Source organism: Saccharothrix stipae (assembly GCF_054781895.1).
Genome location: NZ_BAAGTN010000008.1, coordinates 198068 through 221872, shown reverse-complemented (window position 1 = coordinate 221872; position 23805 = coordinate 198068). Strand labels below are relative to the sequence as shown.

At 71.7% G+C, this 23805-nt stretch carries 26 protein-coding genes; 13 read left to right on the top strand and 13 right to left on the bottom strand.

The annotated features are described in order from the left end of the window. Positions 1–13 precede the first annotated feature (13 nt). The gene (locus ACYVLT_RS17855; RefSeq protein WP_461121321.1) at positions 14–1168 is read left to right on the top strand and encodes an epoxide hydrolase family protein; all 1155 of its coding nucleotides are present in this window, start codon (positions 14–16) and stop codon (positions 1166–1168) included. 318 nt (positions 1169–1486) lie between these two features. Then, complete coding sequence (locus ACYVLT_RS17850) at positions 1487–1927, top strand: Imm1 family immunity protein (RefSeq protein ID WP_461121320.1); 441 nt, start codon at positions 1487–1489, stop codon at positions 1925–1927. Here the strand turns inward: ACYVLT_RS17850 and ACYVLT_RS17845 are convergent. From ACYVLT_RS17845 to rfbB, 3 genes are read right to left on the bottom strand one after another with little or no spacing between them, the layout of a single operon-like run. Beyond that, positions 1924–2145: a hypothetical protein gene (locus tag ACYVLT_RS17845; RefSeq protein WP_461121319.1), complete on the bottom strand. Its 222-nt coding sequence runs from the start codon at positions 2143–2145 to the stop codon at positions 1924–1926. The two genes, ACYVLT_RS17850 and ACYVLT_RS17845, sit on opposite strands and share 4 nt — an antisense overlap. After that, the gene (gene rfbD / locus ACYVLT_RS17840) at positions 2145–3029 is read right to left on the bottom strand and encodes a dTDP-4-dehydrorhamnose reductase (protein WP_461121318.1); all 885 of its coding nucleotides are present in this window, start codon (positions 3027–3029) and stop codon (positions 2145–2147) included. The genes ACYVLT_RS17845 and rfbD overlap by 1 nt, the downstream gene beginning before the upstream one ends. Continuing rightward, positions 3029–4021: a dTDP-glucose 4,6-dehydratase gene (rfbB, locus tag ACYVLT_RS17835; RefSeq protein ID WP_461121317.1), complete on the bottom strand. Its 993-nt coding sequence runs from the start codon at positions 4019–4021 to the stop codon at positions 3029–3031. The genes rfbD and rfbB overlap by 1 nt, the downstream gene beginning before the upstream one ends. Before the next feature lie 169 nt (positions 4022–4190). Here rfbB and ACYVLT_RS17830 point away from each other — a divergent pair, with 169 nt between their 5' ends. The 3 genes from ACYVLT_RS17830 (at position 4191) to ACYVLT_RS17820 (ending at position 7967) form a co-directional block, all read left to right on the top strand. Then, the gene (locus ACYVLT_RS17830; RefSeq protein WP_461121316.1) at positions 4191–5720 is read left to right on the top strand and encodes an LCP family protein; all 1530 of its coding nucleotides are present in this window, start codon (positions 4191–4193) and stop codon (positions 5718–5720) included. An 83-nt stretch (positions 5721–5803) separates the two neighbouring features. Continuing rightward, on the top strand, positions 5804–7012 hold the full coding sequence (locus tag ACYVLT_RS17825) for an LCP family protein (protein WP_461121315.1): 1209 nt from the start codon (positions 5804–5806) through the stop codon (positions 7010–7012). 259 nt (positions 7013–7271) lie between these two features. Next, positions 7272–7967: a TIGR03089 family protein gene (locus ACYVLT_RS17820; RefSeq protein ID WP_461121314.1), complete on the top strand. Its 696-nt coding sequence runs from the start codon at positions 7272–7274 to the stop codon at positions 7965–7967. 25 nt (positions 7968–7992) lie between these two features. Here the strand turns inward: ACYVLT_RS17820 and ACYVLT_RS17815 are convergent, their stop codons facing one another. After that, the gene (locus ACYVLT_RS17815; RefSeq protein ID WP_461121313.1) at positions 7993–8400 is read right to left on the bottom strand and encodes a DoxX family protein; all 408 of its coding nucleotides are present in this window, start codon (positions 8398–8400) and stop codon (positions 7993–7995) included. Between the two features lie 144 nt (positions 8401–8544). On the opposite strand from ACYVLT_RS17815, the gene ACYVLT_RS17810 reads away from it, so the two are divergent. From ACYVLT_RS17810 to ACYVLT_RS17800, 3 genes are all read left to right on the top strand, one after another. Continuing rightward, positions 8545–8883, top strand: coding sequence for an ArsR/SmtB family transcription factor (locus tag ACYVLT_RS17810; protein ID WP_461121312.1), 339 nt, complete (start codon positions 8545–8547; stop codon positions 8881–8883). Further along, entirely contained in the window at positions 8873–9352 is a 480-nt protein-coding gene (locus ACYVLT_RS17805; protein ID WP_461121311.1) for an SRPBCC family protein, read from the top strand. Before ACYVLT_RS17810 ends, ACYVLT_RS17805 begins: the two co-directional genes overlap by 11 nt. A gap of 114 nt (positions 9353–9466) precedes the next feature. After that, the gene (locus ACYVLT_RS17800; protein WP_461121310.1) at positions 9467–10567 is read left to right on the top strand and encodes a VanZ family protein; all 1101 of its coding nucleotides are present in this window, start codon (positions 9467–9469) and stop codon (positions 10565–10567) included. Positions 10568–10610: 43 nt separating this feature from the next. Here the strand turns inward: ACYVLT_RS17800 and ACYVLT_RS17795 are convergent, their stop codons facing one another. The 8 genes from ACYVLT_RS17795 to ACYVLT_RS17760 all read right to left on the bottom strand — a co-directional run bounded on the left by ACYVLT_RS17795 (position 10611) and on the right by ACYVLT_RS17760 (position 17429). Continuing rightward, positions 10611–10940 carry a hypothetical protein gene (locus ACYVLT_RS17795; RefSeq protein WP_461121309.1) on the bottom strand — a complete coding sequence of 110 codons (330 nt, stop codon included), beginning with the start codon at positions 10938–10940 and terminating at the stop codon, positions 10611–10613. 212 nt (positions 10941–11152) lie between these two features. Continuing rightward, positions 11153–12316 carry an acyl-CoA dehydrogenase gene (locus ACYVLT_RS17790; protein WP_461121308.1) on the bottom strand — a complete coding sequence of 388 codons (1164 nt, stop codon included), beginning with the start codon at positions 12314–12316 and terminating at the stop codon, positions 11153–11155. A gap of 52 nt (positions 12317–12368) precedes the next feature. Beyond that, positions 12369–12875 (bottom strand): 5-(carboxyamino)imidazole ribonucleotide mutase, encoded by a 507-nt coding sequence (purE, locus tag ACYVLT_RS17785; protein WP_461121307.1) that lies wholly within the window; start codon positions 12873–12875, stop codon positions 12369–12371. Next, positions 12872–14068 carry a 5-(carboxyamino)imidazole ribonucleotide synthase gene (locus ACYVLT_RS17780; protein WP_461121306.1) on the bottom strand — a complete coding sequence of 399 codons (1197 nt, stop codon included), beginning with the start codon at positions 14066–14068 and terminating at the stop codon, positions 12872–12874. Before ACYVLT_RS17780 ends, purE begins: the two co-directional genes overlap by 4 nt. Positions 14069–14212: 144 nt before the next feature. Continuing rightward, positions 14213–15205 carry a hypothetical protein gene (locus ACYVLT_RS17775; RefSeq protein ID WP_461121305.1) on the bottom strand — a complete coding sequence of 331 codons (993 nt, stop codon included), beginning with the start codon at positions 15203–15205 and terminating at the stop codon, positions 14213–14215. Beyond that, positions 15202–16074, bottom strand: a complete 873-nt coding sequence (locus ACYVLT_RS17770; protein WP_461121304.1) for an ATP-binding cassette domain-containing protein — start codon at positions 16072–16074, stop codon at positions 15202–15204. Before ACYVLT_RS17770 ends, ACYVLT_RS17775 begins: the two co-directional genes overlap by 4 nt. Further along, positions 16071–16487, bottom strand: coding sequence for a GntR family transcriptional regulator (locus tag ACYVLT_RS17765; RefSeq protein ID WP_461121303.1), 417 nt, complete (start codon positions 16485–16487; stop codon positions 16071–16073). The genes ACYVLT_RS17770 and ACYVLT_RS17765 overlap by 4 nt, the downstream gene beginning before the upstream one ends. A 135-nt stretch (positions 16488–16622) precedes the next feature. Then, positions 16623–17429 carry a GGDEF domain-containing protein gene (locus ACYVLT_RS17760; protein ID WP_461121302.1) on the bottom strand — a complete coding sequence of 269 codons (807 nt, stop codon included), beginning with the start codon at positions 17427–17429 and terminating at the stop codon, positions 16623–16625. Positions 17430–17577: 148 nt separating this feature from the next. Between ACYVLT_RS17760 and ACYVLT_RS17755 the strand changes: the two genes are divergently transcribed. Genes ACYVLT_RS17755 through ACYVLT_RS17745 form a run of 3 tightly spaced genes read left to right on the top strand, consistent with a single transcriptional unit; the run spans position 17578 to position 20987 of the window. Continuing rightward, positions 17578–19845: a sigma-70 family RNA polymerase sigma factor gene (locus tag ACYVLT_RS17755; protein WP_461121301.1), complete on the top strand. Its 2268-nt coding sequence runs from the start codon at positions 17578–17580 to the stop codon at positions 19843–19845. A 35-nt stretch (positions 19846–19880) separates the two neighbouring features. Continuing rightward, complete coding sequence (locus ACYVLT_RS17750) at positions 19881–20396, top strand: GtrA family protein (protein ID WP_461122239.1); 516 nt, start codon at positions 19881–19883, stop codon at positions 20394–20396. Between the two features lie 36 nt (positions 20397–20432). After that, positions 20433–20987 (top strand): GtrA family protein, encoded by a 555-nt coding sequence (locus ACYVLT_RS17745; protein WP_461121300.1) that lies wholly within the window; start codon positions 20433–20435, stop codon positions 20985–20987. A gap of 7 nt (positions 20988–20994) precedes the next feature. Here ACYVLT_RS17745 and hisN read toward each other — a convergent pair whose 3' ends face one another. After that, entirely contained in the window at positions 20995–21780 is a 786-nt protein-coding gene (gene hisN / locus ACYVLT_RS17740) for a histidinol-phosphatase (protein ID WP_461121299.1), read from the bottom strand. A gap of 39 nt (positions 21781–21819) precedes the next feature. On the opposite strand from hisN, the gene ACYVLT_RS17735 reads away from it, so the two are divergent. Next, positions 21820–22485 (top strand): response regulator transcription factor, encoded by a 666-nt coding sequence (locus ACYVLT_RS17735; RefSeq protein ID WP_461122238.1) that lies wholly within the window; start codon positions 21820–21822, stop codon positions 22483–22485. Further along, on the top strand, positions 22485–23759 hold the full coding sequence (locus ACYVLT_RS17730) for an ATP-binding protein (RefSeq protein ID WP_461121298.1): 1275 nt from the start codon (positions 22485–22487) through the stop codon (positions 23757–23759). Before ACYVLT_RS17735 ends, ACYVLT_RS17730 begins: the two co-directional genes overlap by 1 nt. The last annotated feature ends 46 nt before the right edge of the window (positions 23760–23805 follow it).

The window sequence follows — 23805 nt, the reverse complement described above, 5'->3', positions numbered from 1 at the left end:
TAGGGTTGTCCACATGAGCGACAACGGCGCGATCCGGCCCTTCACCATCGACATCCCCCAGGCCGACCTGGACGACCTGCGGGACCGGCTCGCCAGGACCCGGTGGACCGCGGACCTGCCCGGCGCCGGCTGGAGCCGCGGGGTGCCCGTGAGCTACCTCAAGGGCCTGGCCGGGTACTGGCGCGACGGCTACGACTGGCGCGTCCACGAGCGGCGGCTGAACTCCTACCCGCAGTTCACCACCGAGATCGACGGGCAGGACATCCACTTCCTGCACGTGCGCTCACCCGAGCCGGACGCGCTGCCGCTGATCCTGACCCACGGCTGGCCGGGTTCGGTCGTGGAGTTCCTCGACGTCATCGGCCCGCTCACCGACCCGCGGGCGCACGGCGGCGACCCGGCGGACGCGTTCCACCTGGTGATCCCGTCCATCCCCGGCACCGGGTTCTCCGGCCCCACGGTCGAGGCGGGCTGGGACACCAACCGGGTCACCAGGGCGTTCGCCGAGCTGATGGACCGGCTCGGGTACGACCGCTACGGCGCGCAGGGCGGCGACACCGGCGCCGTCGTCTCACCCGGTCTCGGCAGGCTGAACCCCGACAAGGTCGTCGGCGTGCACGCGAACGGGCTCTCCGCGTTCACCGGGATCCCCGCGGACGAGGTGGGCGAGCTGACCGATGCCGAACGGGCCCGGCTGAAGACCCTCGACTACCTGACCACCGAGCAGGCCGGGTACGTGGCGGTCCAGATCACCCGGCCGCAGACGTTGGCGCACGCGCTGCACGACTCACCGGTCGGTCAGCTGGCCTGGATCGTGGAGAAGTTCAAGGAGTGGACCGATCCGGCCGCCGAGCTGCCCGAGGACGCGGTGGACCGGGACCTGTTGCTCACCAACGTGATGCTGTACTGGCTGACCGGCACCGCCGGGTCCTCGGCCAACGGCTACTACGAGACGGCGCACGCCGGCGCGTGGAGCGCCAGCGAGCGGTCACCGGTGCCGACCGGTGTCGCGGTGTTCCCCATGGACGTGTCGATCCGGCGCACGGTCGAGCTGGAGCACACCGTCGTGCACTGGTCCGAGTTCGACCGCGGTGGCCACTTCGCCGCCATGGAGGCGCCGGACCTGCTCGTCGGCGACGTCCGGGAGTTCTTCGCCGCTCTGCGCTGACGCGCGCGATGGCGTTGCGCGCCAAGGGTTTCGGGCCGGTGCCCTAGGGATGCCCGGGCTGTCGGTCCTGGGGGTTCTTCAGCACGCTCCACGAGATCTGCCGTGAGCCGGTCACGGCACAAACGCGACGCAGGAACCGCTGGCGCTCACCTTCGTGGCGAGGCGCGGTCGCTTCAGGGGATCGCCCGAGCGCGGACATGGCGGAAAGGTTCTCGCACCGGTTGAGCGCAAAACCAGTGCGATAAACCTACTCCACCCCAACGGCGCAACCGACCCCTCCGGTGGTCACTCACCGCGTCCACTGCGATGATGCCGGCCATGAGCTTCACGGCTGTGTGGCCGATCATCGCCGAGACCGACGCCGACTCCGCCGACGAGATGACCGTCGACGCGCCGGAGGACGTCGACACCCTCCTGAGCCGCCTGGCCGAGCCCGGCGCGGGCCCTGCCGTGATCGAGCACCAGGAGCGGGAGCTGATCACCGACACGGAGGGCCTGCTCGGTGCGCCGGGCACCACCAAGATCCCCGACCACGACGTGGCCGCCACCGTCCACCAGGGGTACGGCTACCTGACCTACGCCGATCCGGAGCACGACTACTCGACCTTGCAGGGCGACCCGGCGTCCCCCGGGTACCGCTCCGAGTACGTCGACTACCCGGCCGGCGCGGGCGTGCCGGTGGAGGTCCTGGCGACCGCGCTGAAGGAGTTCCTCACCACCGCCGAGCGACCGAGGTCCGTCCCGTGGCAGGCCGCCTAGCCCGTCGGCAGCGGGCGGGAGACCCAGACGTTCGGCTCGACGTACACGGCTACGTTCTGTGACGTCGACACGTGCACCGGGGCGAGCGCGCCGGGCACGACCACCGGCCCGTCCCGGTCGAACGGCAACCCGGTCCACTCCCGCCACCGCGCGAGGGTCGCCTGGACGGTGGACGAGCACCAGGCGGCCTCGCCCGCCGGCTGCGGGGCAGTAGCCATCAAATACAGCTTGCTGCGGCCGCCAGGGCTTCTCGCCAGTGCCGCAGCGGGGTCAACCCCGCGTCCGCCCACGCCTTGCCGGACAGCACGGAGTAGGCCGGGCGCGGGGCGGGGCGGGGGAAGTCGGCGGTCGTGCAGGGGCGCACGCGCTCCGGGTCGAGGCCCCGTTCGGCGAAGATGGCGCGGGCGAAACCGCACCACGTGGTCTCGCCGCCGCCGGTCGCGTGCAGCACCCGCGCGGGCGTGCCGCCCGACGACACCAGGGCCGCCAGCTCCAGCAGGCCGTTCGCCAGGTCGAGCGACCACGTCGGCGAACCGACCTGGTCGTCCACAACGGACAGCGTGTCGTGCGTGCCCGCCAGCCGCACCATGGTCTTCGCGAAGTTGCTGCCGTGCTCGCCGTAGACCCAGGCGGTGCGCACGACCCACGCGTGGTCCCAAGTGGACAGCACGCGCCGCTCACCGTCGAGCTTGGTCCGACCGTAGACCGACTTCGGCCCGGTGTCGTCGGTCGGCTCGTACGGCCGCGTGCCGTCACCGGGGAACACGTAGTCCGTCGAGACGTGCAGCAGCGGCACGTTGTGCTCGCGGCAGCTCGTGGCCAGGTTCCCCGGGCCGACCGCGTTGACCTCGAACGCCCGGTCGGCGTCGGTCTCGGCCGCGTCCACCGCCGTGTACGCCGCCGCGTTCACGACCACGGGCCGGAACCCGGCGTCACGCGCGGTCGCGGCGAACACGGCCACCGCGTCCGCCACCGCCGAGCCGTCGGTCAGGTCCAGCTCGGCCGACGACGGCGCGTGCACCAGCGCGTCACCGGGCGCCGCCGCGGCGACGTCCCGCCCGAGCTGGCCGCGGCCACCGGGTACCAGGAGTGCGAGCGCCATCAGCCGGCCAGGGCCGCGCGCTGCTTGAGCGGCTCCCACCACGACCTGTTGTCGCGGTACCACTGCACAGTGGCGGCCAGGCCGTCGGCGAAGTCGACCCGCGGCGCGTAACCCAGCTCGGTGGCGATCTTGGTGATGTCCACCGAGTAGCGCCGGTCGTGGCCCTTGCGGTCGGTCACCGGCTCGACGGAGGAGTCCCAGTCGCGCCCGGTGGCCTCCAGCAGGCGCTCGGTCAGCTCCCGGTTGGTGAGCTCCGTGCCGCCACCGATGTTGTAGATCTCGCCGCCGCGGCCACCCTCCAGCACGAGCTGGATGCCCCGGCAGTGGTCGTCCACGTGCAGCCAGTCGCGGACGTTGAGCCCGTCGCCGTACAGCGGCACCTTCTTGCCGTCCACCAGGTTGGTGACGAACAGCGGGATGACCTTCTCGGGGAACTGGTACGGCCCGTAGTTGTTCGAGCACCGGGTGATGCACACCGGCAGCCCGTGGGTGCGGAAGAACGACCGCGCCAGCAGGTCCGACGACGCCTTGGACGCCGAGTACGGCGAGTTCGGCTCCAGGATGTGGTCCTCGGTCCACGAGCCCTCGTCGATCGTGCCGTACACCTCGTCGGTGGAGACGTGCACGAACTTCGCCACACCGGCCTCCAGCGCGCCCTGGAGCAGCGTCTGGGTGCCCAGCACGTTGGTCAGCACGAAGTCGGCCGACCCGGAGATCGAACGGTCCACATGCGACTCGGCGGCGAAGTGCACCACCACGTCCGTTCGGCTCATCAGGTCGGCGACCAGCTCGCGGTCGCAGATGTCGCCCTGGACGAAGGTCAACCGCTCGTCGTCCGCGACCGGCGCCAGGTTGGCCTGGTTGCCGGCGTAGGTGAGCTTGTCCAGCACCACCACCTCGGCGTCGGCGTAGGCCGGGTAGGCGCCCCCCACCATCTCCCGCACGTAGTGCGACCCGATGAACCCGGCTCCGCCCGTTACCAGTACCCGCATGCTCCATGCCCTCCCGACGGCGTTGCTCATCGCAGTCTGTCACGAGCACCTTCTGTGCAACCCACCTGGTTGTTACAGCGTCTCCCGTATAAGAGGAATGTGCGGCGCGGTGCACGGTCGCGCCACTAATCTCGAACAGGCACGCCTGAGCACACGGGGGAGGCAGGCAGTGGACTCCAGTCCGCCCGGATCGGCCGGTGGGTCGGCCGCGTTCCGTGCTCTCGCGCTCACCGCGCGTTCACTGCTGGCGCTGCTGTCGGCGGCTGTGCTCGTCGTCACGTGGTACGGCTGGTACTACCTCAGCGACCTCGACGAGGACATCACCACCACCGACGTCATCGCCTCCTCGGTCACCCAGGACGCCGACGGGGTGGCCCGCAAGCCGCTCGACGGGGCGATCGACATCCTCCTGGTGGGTGTCGACAGCCGCACGGACGCGCAGGGCAACCCGCTGTCGGACGAGGTGTTGGCGCTGCTCAACGGCGGTGTGGCGGACGGCACGCTGAACACCGACACGATGATCCTGGTGCACATCCCGCAGGACGGCACGCGCGCGGTGGCGATCTCGTTCCCGCGCGACGCGTACGTGGAGATCGCGGACGGGTTCGGCAAGCACAAGCTGAACTCGGCGTTGGCCAGGCAGAAGAACGAGACCGCGCAGAAGCTGCGCAACGAGGGCGTGACCAGCGAGGCCCGCATCGAGCTGGAGTCGACGCTGGCCGGCCGCAAGACGTTGATCAGGACGATCGAGGGGCTGACCGGCGGCTCGGTCACCGTCGACCGGTACGCCGAGGTGAACCTGGCCAGCTTCTACGAGGTGACGAAGGCGCTCGGCGGCGTCGAGGTGTGCCTGAACGAGGCCACCCGCGACCAGGACTCGGGGGCGGACTTCCCGGCGGGTCGGCAGACCGTCGAGGGCGCGAAGGCGCTGTCGTTCGTGCGGCAGCGCGGCGGGCTGCCCGGCGGCGACCTGGACCGGATCGTGCGGCAGCAGGTGTTCATCGGCGCGCTGGCCCGCAAGGTGCTGTCCACCGGCACGCTGACCGACTTCGACAAGCTCGAACAGCTCGTCACGGCGGTGAAGAAGTCGGTCGTGCTCAGCGAGGGCTGGAACATCACCGAGTTCGCCGAGCAGATGCAGGGCCTGGTGGGCGGCAACATCCAGTTCCGCACGATCCCGGTCGGCGAGCCGATGGACACCTGGGGGGACGGCAACGTGCTGCCGGTCGACCCGGCGCAGGTGCGGCAGTTCATCAAGGACCTGGCGACCGACAAGCGCCCCTCGAACGCGCCAACCACCACGACCCCGTCCGGGCCGCCGAACTCGGCGATCACCGTGCACGTCTACAACTCGGCGGGGGTGAGCCGGCTGGCCGCCAGCGTGCTGGACATGTTGGTGGAGAAGGGGTTCCGCCGCGGTGAGGCGGACTCCGGGCCGTACGCGGACACGACGACGGTCCGGCACGCGCCCGGTGAGCGGGCGAGCGCCGACAGGGTGATCTCGGCCATGGGCGGTAACGCCGAGGCCGTCGAGGACGACTCCGTGCCCAGGGGGCAGGTTCTGGTGTACGCCGGCGCCGACTACGCGCCGCCGGACCAGTCCGACCCGGCGTCGGTCGACGTCACCGGCACCCGGATCGCGCCCACGACCAGTTCCACCCCGCCGATCACCGCCGACGGTGTGGTCTGCGTCAACTGAACACCACCTCCTGGTGAACCCGGACGTCCGACCGGCCGCAGGTGGCTAGCCTGATCGGACACCCATTCGTAGGAGGAACGCCGGTGAGGGCTGCGGTGATCGCCGGACGCGTGCTACGCGTGCTCGTCGCGCTGCTGTCCGCGGCCGTGCTGGCGGCGGCCGGGTACGGCTGGTCGACGTTGCAGCGCGTGCAGGAGAGCGTGAACACGACGGACGTGCTGACCGCGTTGTCGGACGTGCCGAACGCGCCGCCCGCGAACGACGGCGCGACCGACATCCTGCTGGTCGGCAGCGACAGCCGCACCGACGCCCAGGGCGTGCCGCTGCCGGACCACGTGCTGCGGAAGCTGCGCACGGAGGCGACGGACACGCTCAACACGGACACGATCATCGTCATGCGGGTGCCGCGCGACGGCAGCAAGGCGCACGCCGTGTCGATCCCGCGCGACACCTACGTGACGATCCCCGACCACGGCCAGGAGAAGATCAACTCCGCGTACGGGGTGACCAAGTTCTTGACCATGGAGCGCTTGGCGGCCTCCGGCACGTCCGACCTGGCGGAGCGGTCCAAGGCGGGCGACCAGGCCGGGCGGCGGGCGTTGGTGCAGGTGGTGCAGGAGCTGACCGGGGTGCGGGTCGACCACTACGCGGAGATCAACCTGTACGGGTTCTACCTGCTCACCGAGGTCATCGGGGGTGTGGACGTGTGCCTGAAGCAGGCCACGTCGGACCCGGACTCGGGCGCGAACTTCCGGGCGGGCGTGCAGTCGATCTCCGGTGGGGACGCGCTGGCGTTCGTGCGGCAGCGCAAGGGCATCCCGAACGGTGACCTGGGGCGGATCACGCGGCAGCAGGTGTTCATGTCGGCCGCGATGTCGAAGCTGCTGTCGGCGGGGACGCTCGCCGACCCGGCGCGGCTGTCGGGGCTGCTGGACGCGGTGAGCAAGTCGGTCGTGGTGGACGAGAAGCTGGACCTGGCGACGTTCGCCGGTCAGGCGCGCGGGCTGGCGGGCGGGAACGTCGAGTTCGCGACCATCCCGGTGACCGGCGTCGACGCGGTCAACGAGCGCGGCCAGAACGTCGTGACCGTGGACCCCACCCAGGTCCAAGCCTTCGTCGCCCAACTCCTGGGCGCCAAAACCCCACCTCCGACCACTCCCCCCACCTCCCCCTCCGCTTCCACCGACCCCTCCCCCACCAACCGCTTCGCCCCCAACCACCTCCTCACCCTCGACGGCCCTCACCCCCGCCCTCGCACCGCCACCCAACCAACCCCACCCTGCATCGACTAACCCCCGAGAGTCGTACCTTCACGTCGCGCGTGTCCTACGTTCAGAACGCGCGTGTCCTACGTTCGCGTACCCCGAGTTCAACGCTCAGAACAAGATCGACTGTTCTGAGCGTTGAACTCGGGGGTCCTGAACGTAGGACAAGCGCGACGCGAACGTAGGACACGCGCGACGTGGAGGTTGGACTCTCGGGCGGTGGGGGTTGGACTCTCGCGGTTGGGGTGGGGGGCGGGGGTGGTGTGGGGCGTGGCAAGGTTGGACCATGACCGTCACGGATGCCCTGTTCGCGCCCTTGTTCGCGGCGAATCCCGGCCGGCCCCTGATCACGCACTACGACGACGCGGCGGGCACGCGGGTCGAGCTGTCGCGGGCCACCATCCGGAACTGGGCGGCCAAGACGGCGAACTGGCTGCGGGACGAGCACGACGTCGAGCCGGGCGACCCGGTGGCCGTGCTGCTGCCCGCGCACTGGCAGACGGCCGGTGTGCTGCTGGGCGCGTGGTGGTGCGGCGCGGCGGTGACGGACGACCCGGCGGGCGCGAAGGTGGCGGTCGTGGCGCCCGGTGCCGAAGCGCCCGGAGCCCTGGTGACGGCGGTCGCGTCGTTGCACCCCATGGGGTTGGGCAGCGGCGCTCCGGTGGACTACAACGACGACGTGCGCGTGTTCGGCGACGACTTCACGCCGTGGGAGCCGGTCCCCGGCAACACCCCGGCGCTGCTGCGCTCCACTGTGGACGAGGTGGTGGAGGAGGCGCACCAGCGGGCGGCGACGTTGGGCATCACCACGACCTCCCGCGTGCTGTCCACTGTGGAGTGGACCATGCCGGACGGGCTGCTGAACGGTCTGCTGGCCGTGCTGGCGGGCGGCGGTTCGCTGGTGCAGTGCAGCAACGCCGCACCGGACCTGCTGGCCGCGCGCCGCGCCAGTGAGCAGACCACCCTGGACCTGGTCGGCTGAGCTCCGGCCGACCGGCCGCGCGGCCCTACGCCGGTTGCGCGACCTTGCGGCCCTTCGCCAGCCGGGCGACCGACAGCGACCCGCCGTTGAACCCGATCGCGAGCGCGGCCGCGCCGAGCACGAGCACGAACTCGTAGCCGCCCTGGCCGAGCAGGCCGTTCGGCAGGTGCACCAGGACCAGCGCGCCGAGCATGTTCACGGCCAGCAGCACGCCGACTACCGGCATCGCGACGCCGAGGATCAGCAGCGCGCCGCCGGCGAGTTCGACGACCGCGGCGAACCAGGCGGACAGCGTCGGCAGCGGCACGCCCATGCCCGCGAAGGCGGTGGCGGTGCCGTCGAGCCCCCACTCGGTGACCTTCTGCCAGCCGTGGGCGATGAAGACGACCCCCACGGCGATGCGGCCGATGAGCGCTGCCACGTCCTTGAGCATTGCGTTTCCCTTCGTGTCGACGGTCGAACCGCCCCGACGTTATATGAACTTTCAACCAGTTCTGGCGTCCGCGGACGGGGTTGACAGCGACTCGACAGGAGCGTAGAAAACCAATCAGTTAGATAACCAAGTGGTTAGGTAGTCATGGCGGACGATCCCCTGAGCATCACCTTCGCGGCGTTGGCCGACCCGACGCGACGAGCCATCCTGGCGCGGCTGGCCGAGGGCGCGGCGACGGTGAAGGAACTCTCCGAGCCGTTCGCGATGAGCGGCCCGGCGGTCTCCAAGCACCTGCGGGTGCTGGAACGGGCCGGGCTCATCACCCGTGGCCGGGACGCCCAGTGGCGGCCCTGCACGCTCGACGCGACGCCGTTGCGCGAGGTCAGCGCATGGGCCGACGACTTCCGCCGGTTCTGGGACGACAGCTACCGCCGCTTGGACACCTACCTCGAACGGATGAAGGAGCAGGACCATGTCGACTGAGACGACCGCGCGGTGGACCACACCGTCCGATGTGGAGGTTGCCGTCACCAGGACGTTCGACGCGCCGCAGCGGCTGGTGTTCGACGCGTTCACCAAGCCGGAGCACGTCGTGCACTGGATGCTCGGCCCCGACGGCTGGACCATGCCGGTGTGCGAGATCGACCTGCGGCCGGGCGGGCGGTGGCACATGGTGTGGCGGCGCGCCGACGGCAGCGAGATGTCCATGACCGGCGAGTTCCAGGAGGTCACGCCGCACTCGCGGACCGTGCAGACCGAGTCGTGGGGTCCGGAGTGGGCGTCGACGGTCAACACGACCGAGTTCATCGCCGACGGTGACCGCACGACGGTCGTGCAGACGATGAGGTTCCCGTCCCGGGCCGACCGCGACCGTGCCGTCGAGACGGGCATGAAGGACGGCGCCGACACCAGCTACGACCGGCTGGACGCGTACCTGGCGACGGTCGGCTGACCGCGTCCGTTCGGCGGCAGCGCGCCTCGATCGGGTTTGACGATCACGCGATGGGGTTAATGAGCGGATTGACCTACGTCGCGGGCCGTGAGCCGCTGAACCGGATCGGTGGAGATGCTGAGTTCCTACCTGGAGTCGATTCGGACGGGCTTCACGGCGTTCGTCGGCGTCGGTGCGCTCGTCCTGCTGCCGTTGATCGCGTTGCACTACTACCGGTTCGGGCGGGTGGAGCCACGTCGGGCCCTGGTCCTGTACGGACTGCTGGCGTACGGGTTGGTGGCGTTGGCGCTGATCTTCCTGCCGTTCCCGTCGTCCCTGGTGTGCGACGGCGAGGAGATGCTGTCCACCACCCCGTTCGGGTGGGTGACGGACATGCGCAACAACCTGGCGGCCAACGGGCGTTCCGGGTTGGGGGCCGTGGTCACGTCGACCGTGTTCCTCCAGCAGGCGTTCAACGTCGCCCTGTTCGTGCCGCTGGGCGTGGTGCTGCGCAAGTCCTACGGCCGGGGGCCGCTCGCGGTGGTGCTGATCGGCCTGGGCATCTCGCTGGCGGTCGAGGTCGTGCAGTACACGGGCAACCTGGGCGCGTACCCGTGCCCGTACCGCATCGCGGACGTCGACGACCTGATCTCGAACACCGCCGGCTCGCTGCTGGGGTGGATGATCGCGCCGGTGGCGCTCGTGGTGCCGGCCGTGCCGCACCCGGACGCGTCCACCGCCTCGCCGGACACGGTGACCGTGCCGCGCAGGCTGCTGGGCCTGGCGGTCGATGTGACAGCCCTGATCGTGATCACCCACCTGGTGTTCGACGACAACCGCTGGTGGCTGGTCGCCCTGACCGCGACCATCCGCGTGCTGCTGCCGTCCGCGACCGGCCGAACCCCGGGCGGATGGCTGCTGCGCTACCGCCTGGGTCGTGCCGACGGCGGACCTGCGGGCGACGGGCGGGCAGGCGGCGGGCGTGCCAACCCCTTGCGGATCGCCCTGCGTGAACTCCTGGGTGTCACGGGCCTGATCACCTACGCCGCCCTGGCACCGTCGAGCTGGTGGTTCGCCGTCGACATGGCCGTGCTGGCCCTGTTCGTCGTGGGCGCGTTCGTCGTCCCGGTCTTCCGCCGGGACCAACGGGGCTGGCCGGACCTGGCCGCCGACACGCGCGCGATCCCGACGGCGAACCACCGTCACCCGACCGCGTTGTCCGGCGTCCCGAATTAGGGAAACCGGGAATTCCACCACCGGGTCGGACCGAATTCGCGGATCAGAAGCAGGTGCCGGTGTAGGCCAATGAGGAAGCCAGCATGTAACCGTAGCCGAGGTGGTTGTTGTACTGGTCGTAGAGGTTCCCCAGGTACCAGACACCCGACGGGTTGGGAACGTTGAACTTGTCGCCGGTGATCGCGTAGGCGATGACCGCGCCGCCGGGGCTGTTGCGCAGCGTCGCGTTCCCCGTCACCACGTACTGCCGGGTGCACTGGACACCGACGTCACCGGTCGTGACCTCGACCGGGGCGGCGGCCGCGACCCCGCCGGACACCGTGAGGCCGACGCCGACGGCGAGTGCCGCGACCGCGTTCCTGATCCTGTTCATGAGCCCTGCTTCCATTCCGGTATCGCGTCCAGGTTCGATCCGTCGAACCGGGACGCAACGTTAGGGGCAGGAAACACCGGAACACACTCGACCAACCGAGTAACGCGCCGCTACCAACCGTGATAATCCACTTGACCGCGTGCGGATTTCCGTAGACACACCAAAGGCGGCCTGATCACGAAGAACAGGCCGCCTCCGGGTCGCGATGCGCTCTAGCGGTTGAGCAGGGCGCGCGACATGACCACGCGCTGGATCTGGTTCGTGCCCTCGTAGATCTGGGTGATCTTGGCGTCGCGCATCATGCGCTCCACCGGGAAGTCGCGGGTGTAGCCGGCGCCGCCGAACAGCTGCACGGCGTCCGTCGTCACCTCCATCGCCACGTCCGAGGCGAAGCACTTGGCCGCGGCGGTGATGAAGCCGATGTTCGGCTCGCCCCGCTCGGCCTTGGCGGCGGCCACGTAGACCATGTGGCGGGCCGCCTCGATCTTCATGGCCATGTCCGCCAGCATGAACTGGACGCCCTGGAACTCGGAGATCGACTTGCCGAACTGCTTGCGGTCCTTGACGTAGGCGACGGCGGCTTCCAGGGCGCCCTGGGCAATGCCGACGGCCTGCGCCCCGATGGTCGGACGGGTGTGGTCGAGGGTGCGCAGCGCGGTCTTCAGGCCGGTGCCCGGTTCGCCGATGATGCGGTCCGCCGGGATCGTGCAGTTCTCGAAGTGGATCTCGCGGGTGGGCGAGCCCTTGATGCCGAGCTTGCGCTCCTTCGACCCCACGACGAAGCCCGGGTCGTCCTTGTGCACGACGAACGCCGAGATGCCCTGCGACTTCTTCGGCGCGTCCGGGTCGGTCACGGCCATGACCGTGTACCAGGTGGACTCGCCGGCGTTGGTGATCCAGCACTTCGTGCCGTTCAACACCCAGTGGTCGCCGTCGAGCCGGGCCCTGGTGCGCATCGACGCGGTGTCCGAACCGGCCTCGCGCTCGGACAGCGCGTAGGACGCCATCGCCTCGCCCGCCGCGATGGACGGCAGCACCTGCTGCTTCAGCGACTCCGACGCGGACAGCAGGATCGGCATCGTGCCCAGCTTGTTCACCGCCGGGATCAGGGACGACGACGCGCACACGCGCGCCACCTCCTCGATCACGATGCACGTCGCCACCGAGTCGGCACCCTGACCGTCGTAGGCCTCGGGCACGTGCACGGCCGCGAACCCCGACTTGACCAGCGCGTGCAACGCCTCGACCGGGAAGCGCTCCTGCTCGTCCACGTCCGCCGCGTGCGGTGCGATCTCCTTGTCGGCCAGCGACCGGACCGCCTCGCGCAGCGCCTCGTGCTCCTCGGCGAGCTGGTAGGTACCGAAGCTCGGGTCCACGTTAAGTTACCTCCCGGTAGGGCGTCCTACCCGGATGTTAGCGCGCGTTCACTCACTTGTCCGCTGTGCCGTCCACAACACCCCGCAGCGCCGCGTCCTTCTCCAGCACGAGGTCCGCCAGCGACGCCTGGAACTCGGCCATCCGCTTCTGCAGCTCGGGGTCCGACGCCGCCAGCACGCGCACCGCCAGCAGTCCCGCGTTGCGGGCGCCGGCGACCGACACCGCCGCCACCGGCACCCCCGCCGGCATCTGCACGATCGACAGCAGCGAGTCCATCCCGTCCAGGTACTTCAGTGGCACCGGCACACCGATCACCGGCAGCACGGTCGCCGACGCCACCATGCCCGGCAGGTGCGCCGCGCCACCGGCGCCCGCGATGATCACCCGCAGTCCCCGGGACGCGGCGGTCGCGGCGTAGTCCAGCATCCGCTGCGGGGTGCGGTGGGCCGAGTACACGCCGACCTCGTAGGTCACGTCGAACTCCGCCAGCGCCTCCGCCGCGGCCTTCATCACCGGCCAGTCCGAGTCACTGCCCATGATCACGCCGACCTGCGTCACTGCTGCCCTCCGTGGATGTCGTACCCGTCCAGCCACACACCGTCGGACAGCCAGTGGGCGGCGAGCCGGGCCCGCTGCCGCACCTCGTCCATCCGCTCACCGAGCAGCGTCACGTGACCGATCTTGCGTCCCGGCCGCTCCGCCTTGCCGTACAGGTGCACGTGCGCGTCGGGGAACCGGGCGAACAGGTGGTGCAACCGCTCGTCCGGCCCCATCTCGGGCGGCGACGAGGCGCCCAGGACGTTGGCCATCACGACGGCGGGCGCGGCGAGGTCCGTCGCGCCGAGCGGGTAGTCCAGCACGGCCCGCAGGTGCTGCTCGAACTGCGAGGTCCGGGCGCCTTCGATGGTCCAGTGGCCGGAGTTGTGCGGGCGCATGGCGAGCTCGTTGACGACCAGCCCGGCCGCGGTCTCGAACAGCTCCACCGCCAACAGCCCGACCACGCCGAGCTCGGCGGCGATCTTCAGCGCCAGCTCCTGCGCCTGCTCGGCGAGGGCGGGGTCCACGTCCGGGGCGGGCGCCAGCACCTCGACGCAGATCCCGTCCTGCTGCACGGTCTGCACCAGCGGCCACGACGCGCCCTGGCCGAACGGCGAGCGCGCGACCAGCGCGGACAGCTCCCGGCGCATCGGTACGCACTGCTCGACCATCAACGGCGTGCCGGCCGCCAACAGCTCGGGCACGACCCGCTGCGCGCTCTGCGGCGTGTTGAGCATCCACACGCCTCGACCGTCGTAGCCGCCGCGCACGGCCTTCAGCACGCACGGCCACCCGTGCCGCGCGCCGAACCGGAGCACGTCGGCCGTCTCCAGCACGGCGGAGAACGGCGGCACGGGCGCGCCCATCTCGGCCAGCCGCACGCGCATGACCAGCTTGTCCTGCGCGTGCACCAGCGCGTCGGGCCCGGGGAACACCTTCACGCCCTCGGCGACCAGCGCGTGCAGGTGCTCCTGCGGGACGTGCTCGTGGTCGAACGTCACGACGTCGCACGACTTGGCGAACGCGCGCAACGCGTCGAGGTCGGTGTGCTTGCCCAGCTCCACGTCACGGGCGACGAGCGCGGCGGGGTCGGAGTCCGACTCGGCGAGCACCCGCAGCGACTGGCCGAGCGGGATGGCGGCCTGGTGCGTCATGCGGGCGAGCTGGCCGCCGCCGATCATGCCGACGACGGGGAGGCGGGTTCGGGAGTCCACGGTTCGGTGATTCTACCTGCACAAACGCGATGGTCAGGACCGGGTGTCGACCGGCCGTGCGGGAAGTCCCGCGCGCTTCGGCGAAGCACGCGGGACCCCCCTCAGCAGGGCCGCCGCGGTGCGAAGGCGGCAGGCCCGGTCCCATCAGACCCGACGTGCCCGGCGCACCCACAGGAAGGTCAGCGCGAGCAGTCCGGCGGCGAGCGTGGTGAAGATCGTGAACTCGAACAGCTGGAACGGGACGAGCCGGTCGGCCGGGTGGTGGTCGACGAAGTACCGCACGCCGGTCTCCTTGAGGCACCGCGCGTACTCCCCGATGCCCTGGACCTCGTCGCACGCATCGGGGAACGGGACCTCGTTGCCGGCCGTGTCGACGAAACCGCCGTTCACCGACCAGGTGCCGTCATGGCCGCTCCAGGACCGGTCGAACTCGTCGTACTCCTCCACGACGCGCACGGGCGCCTGGAAGTACGGCCGCCACCCCGCTGCGACGGCGGCGCGCACGGCGAAGAACAAGCCGACCGTGAGGCCCATGGACAGCACCGTGCGCCGGGTGGTGGCGCTGAACGCCAGGCCGAGGGCGAAGCCGAACGCCGCATAACCGACCTGCACCTGCGGCGCCGCCTCGAACGCCGGCACGTCGAACGGCACGAACGGCGCGTAGTCGGTCGAGACGGCGTTGAGGCTGTTCATCAGGGTGATCAAGGCCAAGCCCAGGCCCGCCGCCAACGCCACCGCGGGCACGCCGAGCAGCACCACCTTGCCCGCCAGCCAGCGGGTCGCGGTGACGTCCTGCCCCCACGCCACCAGGTGCGTGCGCTGCTCGTGCTCGCGCGACACCAGCGGCGCACCCCAGAACGCCCCGACGACCAGGCCGAACAGCGCCGGCGTCAGCACCAGCGCCTGGCCGACGCTGAGGTAGCGCCACCGCCCGAACAGCCGGTGCGTCTCGCCGGTCGCGTCGACGTGCCACGCGATGCCGAGCGCCAGGGCGACGATCCCGACCACGACGACGGTCGTGCCGAGGATCGTCCACCGGTGCTGCCGCCAGGTCAGCCACGCCAGGTCCCCCCACCCCACGCGGGTGCGCTCGGTCACGGGCGCGGCGGTCGCGACGCCGGTCGTCGTGGCGGTCATCCGCGGAGCCCCTTCCGGGTGGCTTCGAGCTGCGCGAGCACGTAGTCCTCCAACGTCGGCGGGCGCTCGACCCACGGGCCGGCCACCACCGGGCGCGGCTGCCCCTCGGGCAACCGGACCAGGAACGTCGACTGGGTACCGGAGTGCCGCGCCTCCACGACGTCGCCCAACGCGGGCGGCACGTCCGAGCGCGGGCCGGTGTAGCTGACGTGCCCGCCGAGCAGCTCGTCCAGGTCACCGCCCGCCAGCAGCCGCCCGTGCGCGAGGAGCAGCAGGTAGTCCGCCACGCCGGACAGCTCCGCCACGACGTGCGTGGACAGCAGCACGGTCATGCCGGTCTCGTCGACCTCGCCGAGCAGTTCGGCGGTCACCTCGCGCCGGGCCAGCGGGTCGAGGTTGGCCAGCGGCTCGTCCAGCATGAGCACGTCCGGCCGGGAACCGATGGCCAGCGCGAACGCCACCTGGGCCTGCTGGCCGCCGGACAGCCTGCCGCAGGCGGAGTCGAGCGGGATCTCGAAGCGCGCCAACCAGCGCCGGGCCCGCGGCTCGTCCCATACGACGTTCAGCCGCGCGCCGAGGCGCAGCATCTCGGCCGCCGTGAAGTGCCGGTACACCGGCTTCTCCTGCGACACGAACGCCACCCGGCCCACCGCGCCCGCCGACCCCTCGTCGGCGCCGAGGAGACCGGCCAGCACGGTCATCAACGTCGTCTTGCCGGCGCCGTTCGCGCCGACCAGTGCCGCCACCCGACCCGCGGGCAGGTCGAACGTGCACTCCCGCAGCGCCCACTTGCCCCGGTAGCGCTTGCCCAGCGCCTGTGCGCGCACCGCCATCGCGGTGCCGTCGACGGACTCGACCGCGGTGCTCACCGGACCGCCACCCCCTCGCCGGCCGTCGGCCGGTCGCCCTCTCCGTCGGCGGCAAGAACCGTGCGCACGAGCGCGTCGACGTCCTCGTCGTCCAACCCCGCCGCGCGCGCTTCGCGGACCCACTCGGCCAGCCGCGCTCTCAGCGCGGCCATCACCTCGGGCTCGGTGGAGCCGAGACCGGCCTTGATGAACGTGCCCGAGCCCTGGCGTGCCTCGACCAGGCCGGACAGTTCCAGTTCCCGATACGCCTTGAGCACCGTGTTCGCGTTCACACCACTCCTCGCGACGACGTCGCGGACGGTCGGCAGCCGGTCTCCCGGCCCCAGCCAGCCCAGGCGCAACGCTTCCCGCACCTGGCGCACGAGCTGGAGGTAGGCGGGGAGGCCGGTGGACCGGTCGATGCGGAACTCCACCCGGCGCCTCCGAATTGTGTTGGTCAACTAAGACACTAGAAGACCATCACAGTCCGGAGGCTGTCAACAGGTGCCGGACGCCGGACAGGGGATTCGGCGTCCGGTGCTCGGTGCTCGGTGTTCGGCGACCGGCGGTCAGCGACCGAGCCGCGCCACCAGCGCCATCGCGTCCTCGCAGGTCGGGGGCAGTTCCTCCAACCAGACCCGGACCGGTCCGGTCGGCGCGACGTGCGGGTCCACGGCGAGCCGGTCCGCGGTGAGCACCTGGAGGTTCGCCACCGCGCGCAGCAGGTGCCGGTCACGGCGCAGCAGCACGCACGCCACCGACGGCCCGATCGAGGCGACCGTCTGGCCGGCGTCGAACACCTCCTTCACCGCGTCGGCCAACAGGGTCATCGCCACCACGCGCGACCACCCGGACGTCCTGGACAGGTCCAGCGACACCAGCACCAGCACGTGCTCCTGGCGACCGACGGCCCGCGTCTCCGCGTACACCTCGCGCAGCCTGGTCCGCAGGTACGCGGGCGTGGCCAGGCCGGTCAGCGGGTTGTCCGCCGAGCAGTTCGCGGCCTGCCTGCTCATCACGTCGCCCCAGCCGAGCGCGGTGCACCGCAGCATCCGCGCCGGGATCGCGTCCACGTTCGGCGACACGATGCCGCTCGATCCCGGCGGCTCGGCCAGCACCGCGTGCAGCGCCGCCAGGTCGAGCAACGTCTCGGCCAGCCCGGCGCCCGCCTCGGCACGCGCGCCACCCAGCCGGTACAGCTCGGCGCCCGGATCGCCCTCACCCAGCACGGCCCGGCAGACGTCGTCCACCTCGGCCAGCGGCCAGTCCGCCGGGAACGCCCAGCCGGCGGCTATCGTGGCGGTGCGCCACCTCGACCGCAGTGCCCGCGACCCTCCAGCGCCCGAGCGCCGTGCGACCGCTTCCCGAACACCCACCCGGTTGCCTCCTCGACGTTGGTCTCCGGATACGGGACGTTGTCTCGGCTCATCCATGACGGCATTTAGTCCACCCAGTCGGGCGGTTCTAGGTGACGGTGCGCGACCCGGTGCGTCAGACTGGCGCCGCGCGAGGAGGGACTGACACGTGGCGACCGTTCCTGCCGAAGTCCAGGGACCGAGCGACGCGGAGCTGATCGACTCCGTGCGCGCCGGGGACATCGACTCCTATGGGCAGCTCTACGAACGCCACGTCAGCGCCGCGTACAACCTGGCCCGCCAGCTCGCCAGGTCGTCCGCCGAGGCCGACGACCTGGTCTCGGACGCGTTCGCGAAGGTCCTCGACGCGCTGCGCGCGGGCCGCGGGCCCGACACGGCGTTCCGCGCCTACCTGCTCACGGCGCTGCGCCACACCGCCTACGACAAGACCCGGCGGGACCGCAAGCTCGAACTGGCCGACGACGTGGCCGAGGTCGCACCCGAGGCGACCAGCGTGCCGTTCAAGGACACCGCCGTGGCCGGGCTGGAGCGGTCGATGGCGGCGAAGGCGTTCGCCCGGCTGCCCGAGCGCTGGCAGACCGTGCTGTGGCACACCGAGATCGAGGGCCAGTCGCCCGCCGAGGTCGCGCCGCTGCTCGGCCTGACCGCCAACGGCGTGTCCGCCCTGGCCTACCGGGCCCGTGAGGGCCTGAAGCAGGCCTACCTCCAGGTGCACCTGGCGGAGTCGCGGACCGAGCAGTGCCGCGCGACCGTCGACCGGCTCGGCGCGTGGACCCGCGGCGGGTTGTCGAAGCGGGAGACCACGCAGGTCGAGGCCCACCTGGACGAGTGCTCGCACTGCCGCGCGCTGGCCGCCGAGCTGGCCGACGTCAACGGTGCGCTGCGCGGGATCATCGCGCCGCTGGTGCTGGGTGTCGGCGCGTCCGGCTACCTGGCCGCGGCCGGCGCGGGCAAGGCCGCCGCGGTCGCCGCCGCCGCGGGCACGGGCGGTGCCGCCGGTGCCGCCGCGTCCGCGCCGCGCAACCTCCTCGTCACCGCCGCCTCGGCCGTGGCCCTGGTGGTGGCCGTGGCGATCGGCTTGGCGGCGGGCGGTGAGCAGGAGGTGCCGGCCGCGCAGGTCGCACCGGCGACCACCACGCAGCCGGCTCAACCCACCCGGTCGCCGGAGCCGCCGCCGCCCGCACCGACGACCGAACCCGCCCCCGCACCGACCACGGAACCGGCGCCCACGACCGAGCCCGCGCCGACGGCCGAACCGGTGCCGTCGCCGGAACCACAGCCGCAGCCGCAGCCGCAGCCCGAACCTGAGCCCCAGCCCGAACCTGAACCCGAACCCGAGCCGCAGCCGACGCCGCCCAACCTGGTGCCGGTGGTGCCGAGCGGGTTCGTGCTGACCCCCGGCGACGACCCCGTCGACCTGCCGGTCACCGTGCGCAACTCCGGCGGGACGGCCTCGGACCCGGTGAGCGCCGTGCTGGACCTGCCGCCCGGTGTCCGCTCCACCGGGCCGGCCCCGTCGTTCGGGGGAGGACGACTGGCCGGGCTCGACGGCTCGGCCGACCAGTCCGTGACCTGCCCCGCCGGCACGGGCACGGTGACGTGCACCACCCCGCTGGGCATCGCGCCCGGCGGCACGGCGACGTTCGTGTTCCGCGTCCAGGCCGACCTGGAGGCGGTGACCGGCCGCATCACCGGCACCGTCCGCGCGGGCACGTCGAGCGTGTCGATCGGCGTCGACGTCGAGGTGCGGCCCCCGGCCGACGACCTGGAGCTGCTGGTCCGGACCTGGCAGCACGGGTTCTGGGAACCGCGGCTGGACATCAAGGCCACCAACACCGGTGGCCGGGCGGGCGAGTTGCGGCTGGTCGTGGAGGCCGACCGGCACCTCGTGCTGGTCGCGCTCCGGCACGGCTGCGAGCGGTCGTGGCACAAGGTGGTGTGCGAGGTCCCGTTGGCGCGCGGTGAGTCGTTCCGGCTCGCGGTGTGGGTGTTCGGATCGGTGCACCGGGACGGCGTGGTGCGGGTCAGCGCGACCCTCGGCACCGCGTCCGAGACCGTCGAGGTGCCCGTCTCGACGCGCCCCGGCGGTGGCGACGGCCACCTGCCCGGACCGCCGACCGGCACACCGACCCCGACGCCGACCACCACGCGCACCACGCCGCCGACGACCACCACCACGCCGACTCCGACGACGACCAAGCCGTCCGGTCCTGCGACGCCGTCCTCGCCCGCGACGGATCCAGCCGGGGAACCGGGCACGTCCGAACCCCCGCCCACCACGGCGCCGACCACGACCGAGCCGCCACCGACGACGACACCGCCACCACCGCGCAGCGAGCCGTGCCAACCCAGACCGCCGTGGTTGCCGCCGTTGCTGGACGATCTGCTGCCCGATCGTTGTCGCACCCCTTCGTGATCGTTCGATCACGGTGTCGGTAGCCTGCCCCGGTGCTGCCACTAGTGCGCAGGGTCTTGGGCCTCCTCCCGGAACCGGTCCGCTTCCTGATCAACAAGCACCGCGAGCTGATCCGGTTCGCCGTCGTCGGCGGCACGACGTTCGTGATCGACAACGGCGTCTGGTACGCGCTGAAGCTGACCGTCCTGCAGGACAAGGTCGTCACGGCGAAGGCGATCGCGGTGCTGGTGGCGGTCATCTCGTCGTACGTGCTGAGCCGCGAGTGGTCCTTCCACACCCGCGGCGGACGTGAGCGACACCACGAGGCGGCGCTGTTCTTCCTGGTCAGCGGCATCGGCATCGGGGTGAACCTGCTGCCGCTGTACGTCTCGCGGCACGTGTTCGACCTGCACTCGGAGGTCGCCGACTTCGCCGCGGGTTCGGTGATCGGCATGCTGCTGGCCACCGGTTTCAAGTTCTGGGCGATGCGGAAGTTCGTGTTCCCCCAGGCGGACGCGCGGCCGTCCGTGCAGCCGCTGCACGTCGTCACCGAGCAGCGCGAAGTCGCCTGAACAGGCCTTTCACCCCGGTTTCCGTAGACTACCCGGGTGTCCGTTGTGGAAAGCGTCGTCCTGCGCCTGCCCGAACCCCTGCGCTCGCTGGCCCTCAAGCACAGGGAGCTGCTGAAGTTCGCCTTGGTCGGCGGCACCTGCTTCGTGATCGACACGGCCATCTTCTTCGGCCTCAAGACGACCGTGCTGACCGAGAAACCGGTCACCGCGAAGATCGTCGCGACGCTGGTGGCGACGATCGTGTCGTACGTGCTCAACCGCGAGTGGTCGTTCAAGACCAGGGGCGGGCGTGAACGCCACCACGAGGCGGCGCTGTTCTTCCTCGTCAACGGCATCGGCATCGCGCTCAACTCGCTGCCGCTGTGGGTGTCGCGGTACCTGCTGCACTTCCAGGAGCCGCACGTGAGCAGGCTCGGCGAGGAGTTCGCCGACTTCATCAGCGCCCAGGTCATCGGCACCCTGATCGCCATGGCGTTCCGCTGGTGGGGCTACAAGAAGTGGGTCTTCCCCGAGGCCGACTTCCGGCCGCGCCGCGTGACCAGGGCCTACGACCGCCCGGACGACGACGAGCAAGCGCTCGGCCACTCCTGACCGGCGGTCAGCGGCCCTCGCCGAGCACCTTCAGCGCCGCGTCGTGCAGGTGCCCGTTGCTGGTGAGCACGTGGCCGCCGTCGAAGCGCACCACGCCGCCGAGGTCGCTGAACCGGCCACCGGCCTCGGTCACCAGCACCTGGAACGGCGCCACGTCCCACGGGTTCACGATCGGCTCGGCGGCCAGGTCGATCGCGCCCTCCGCGACCAGGCAGTGCTGCCAGAAGTCGCCGAACGCCCGGTTCTCCCAGCACGCGTCGACCAGGGCCAGGTAGGCCTCGCGGGAGTGGTGCTCGCGCCACGTGCCCAGGTGCGTGGTGGACAGGTAGGCGTCGGACAGGTCCCGCACCGCCGACACCGAGACGGCCCGCTCGCCCGACGCGTCCGAGGTGTGCGCGCCGCCGCCCGCCGAAGCCCACCAACGACGGCCCAACGCGGGTGCGCTGACCACGCCGACCACCGGCACGCCGTCGGTCACCAGCGCGATCAGCGTCGCCCACACGGGCACGCCGCGCAGGAAGTTCTTCGTGCCGTCGATCGGGTCGAGCACCCACGTCCGGCCTTCGCCCGCCGTGCCGCCGCGCTCCTCGCCCGCGATCCGGTCGTCCGGGGCCCGCACCGCCAGCACCGCGCGGATCGCGTCCTCGACCGCCACGTCCGCGTCCGTCACCGGTGTGCGGTCGGGCTTGCGCTGCACCACGAGGTCGAGGGCGCGGAACCGGGCGGTGGTGATCTTGTCGGCCTCGTCGGCCAGGCGGAGGGCCAGGGACAGATCTGCGCGAAGGTCGGGCACGCACGGGATCGTGCCACGCCTACGCTGGGTGGTGTGAGCGTGGTCTTGTTGGCCGAGGACGACCCGGCGATCGCCGAACCGCTGTCCCGCGCGTTGCAGCGGGAGGGCTACCAGGTGCAGGTCGTCGCGGACGGCCCGGGCGCGCTGGACGCCGCCGAGCACAACGGCATCGACCTGCTGGTGCTCGACCTCGGCCTGCCCGGGATGGACGGGCTGGAGGTGTGCCGCCGGCTGCGCGCGGGCGGCCGGGGCCTGCCGGTGCTGATGCTCACCGCGCGGTCCGACGAGGTCGACTTCGTCGTCGGGCTCGACGCGGGCGCGGACGACTACGTGGCCAAGCCGTTCCGGCTGGCCGAGCTGATGGCCCGCATCCGCGCCCTGCTGCGCCGCCGCTCGCCCGGCACGCTGGAGGTCAACGGCGTGCGCATGGACCTCGCCGCCCGCCGCGTCACGGTGGACGGGATGGAGGTGCAGCTGGCCAACAAGGAGTTCGAGCTGCTGCGCGTGCTGATCCAGCGCGCGGGCCAGGTGGTGCACCGCGACGAGATCCTCTCCGAGGTCTGGAACGACCCGGAGCTCAAGAGCAGCAAGACCCTCGACATGCACATGTCGTGGCTGCGGCGGAAGCTCGGTGACGCGCGCTCGGTGGAACGCCGCATCGCGACCGTGCGCGGTGTCGGTTTCCGCTTCAACACCGCCGACTGATGCGCAGCCGGATCCTGCGCGCCATCCTGCTGGCCGTCGCGGTCACCGGGTTCGCCCTCGGCATCCCCCTCGGCTACACCGCGTTGCGGCTCGTGGAGGACGGCGCGCGCACCGACCTGGCGGCACGGGCCCAGCGGATCGCGGCGTCCATCGACGACCAGATCGCGAGCGGTCGGCCGATAGACCTCGGGCCGGTCGAGGTCGGCGTGCCGGAGGGCGGCCACCTGGTGGTGACGTCGTCCAGCGGGGTGCACGAGTTCGGCCGGACGCCGGGCCCGAACCCGCTGTCGGTGGAGGTGCCGATCGCGCAGCAGGGCACGGTCCGGCTGGAGCTGTCGTCGGCGGCCATGCACACCGCGCAGTACCAGGTGGCGGGGCTGGTGGTGCTGCTGGTCGTGCTGTCGGTGAGCACCGGCACGGTGGTCGCCACGGTGACGGCGCGCAAGCTCGCCATGCCGTTGCGGCACGTGGCGGCGCGGGCGGCCCGGTTGGGCGCGGGTGACTTCCGGCGCGACGACCGGCGGCACGGCGTGCCGGAACTGGACCTCGTGGCCGACGCGCTGGACCGGTCGGCGGGCGCGCTGGCGCAGCTCGTGCAGCGGGAGCGCGAGCTGGTCGGCGACGTCTCGCACCAGCTGCGCAGCCGGTTGACCGCCCTGCAGCTGCGGCTGGAGGCGTTGTCGTTGCACCCGGAGCCGGACATGGCCGTCGAGGCGCGGGCCGCGCTGGAGCAGGCCGAGCGGCTGGCGGAGGTGCTCAACGAGATGCTGGCCGCCGCGCGGGCCGCCCGGGCGGTCGACGCGGAACCGCTCGACCTCGGCGCCGAGCTGACGGCCATCGCCGAGGAGTGGCGTGAACCGCTGCGCAGCGTCGGGCGCGCGCTGCGGGTCCGGGTGCCGGACGGGCTGCTGGCGCGTGCCACGCCCGCACGGCTGCGTGAGGCGATCGGCGTGCTGCTGGACAACGCCCTGCGGCACGGCGAGGGTCAGGTCGTGGTTTCCGCGCGCCGGGACGACGGCACGGTGGTCGTGGAGGTCGCCGACGGCGGCGCGGGCGTGCCGGACGAGTTGGCGCACCACATCTTCGAACGCGGCGTGTCCGGCGGCGGGTCCACCGGTGTGGGCTTGGCGCTGGCCCGGGCCCTGGTGGACGCCGACGGCGGGCGGCTGGAGCTGTCCACGGCCCGGCCGGCGACGTTCGCGCTGTTCCTGCCCGTGCCGAAGGCCGAGGACGTGGTGGGCGTGACCTGGCGGACCGACCTCACGCCTCGCTAGTCGCGGCCTCCGGCTCGCCGGCTGCGGGCCGCGTGTCCTCGGGTTG

Coding starts and splice junctions, on each gene's coding strand:
- ACYVLT_RS17855 (WP_461121321.1), top strand. CDS start 14: ATGAGCGACAACGGCGCGATCCGGCCCTTCACCATCGACATCCCCCAG.
- ACYVLT_RS17850 (WP_461121320.1), top strand. CDS start 1,487: ATGAGCTTCACGGCTGTGTGGCCGATCATCGCCGAGACCGACGCCGAC.
- ACYVLT_RS17845 (WP_461121319.1), bottom strand. CDS start 2,145: ATGGCTACTGCCCCGCAGCCGGCGGGCGAGGCCGCCTGGTGCTCGTCC.
- rfbD (WP_461121318.1), bottom strand. CDS start 3,029: ATGGCGCTCGCACTCCTGGTACCCGGTGGCCGCGGCCAGCTCGGGCGG.
- rfbB (WP_461121317.1), bottom strand. CDS start 4,021: ATGCGGGTACTGGTAACGGGCGGAGCCGGGTTCATCGGGTCGCACTAC.
- ACYVLT_RS17820 (WP_461121314.1), top strand. CDS start 7,272: ATGACCGTCACGGATGCCCTGTTCGCGCCCTTGTTCGCGGCGAATCCC.
- ACYVLT_RS17815 (WP_461121313.1), bottom strand. CDS start 8,400: ATGCTCAAGGACGTGGCAGCGCTCATCGGCCGCATCGCCGTGGGGGTC.
- ACYVLT_RS17810 (WP_461121312.1), top strand. CDS start 8,545: ATGGCGGACGATCCCCTGAGCATCACCTTCGCGGCGTTGGCCGACCCG.
- ACYVLT_RS17805 (WP_461121311.1), top strand. CDS start 8,873: ATGTCGACTGAGACGACCGCGCGGTGGACCACACCGTCCGATGTGGAG.
- ACYVLT_RS17800 (WP_461121310.1), top strand. CDS start 9,467: ATGCTGAGTTCCTACCTGGAGTCGATTCGGACGGGCTTCACGGCGTTC.
- ACYVLT_RS17795 (WP_461121309.1), bottom strand. CDS start 10,940: ATGAACAGGATCAGGAACGCGGTCGCGGCACTCGCCGTCGGCGTCGGC.
- ACYVLT_RS17775 (WP_461121305.1), bottom strand. CDS start 15,205: ATGACCGCCACGACGACCGGCGTCGCGACCGCCGCGCCCGTGACCGAG.
- ACYVLT_RS17730 (WP_461121298.1), top strand. CDS start 22,485: ATGCGCAGCCGGATCCTGCGCGCCATCCTGCTGGCCGTCGCGGTCACC.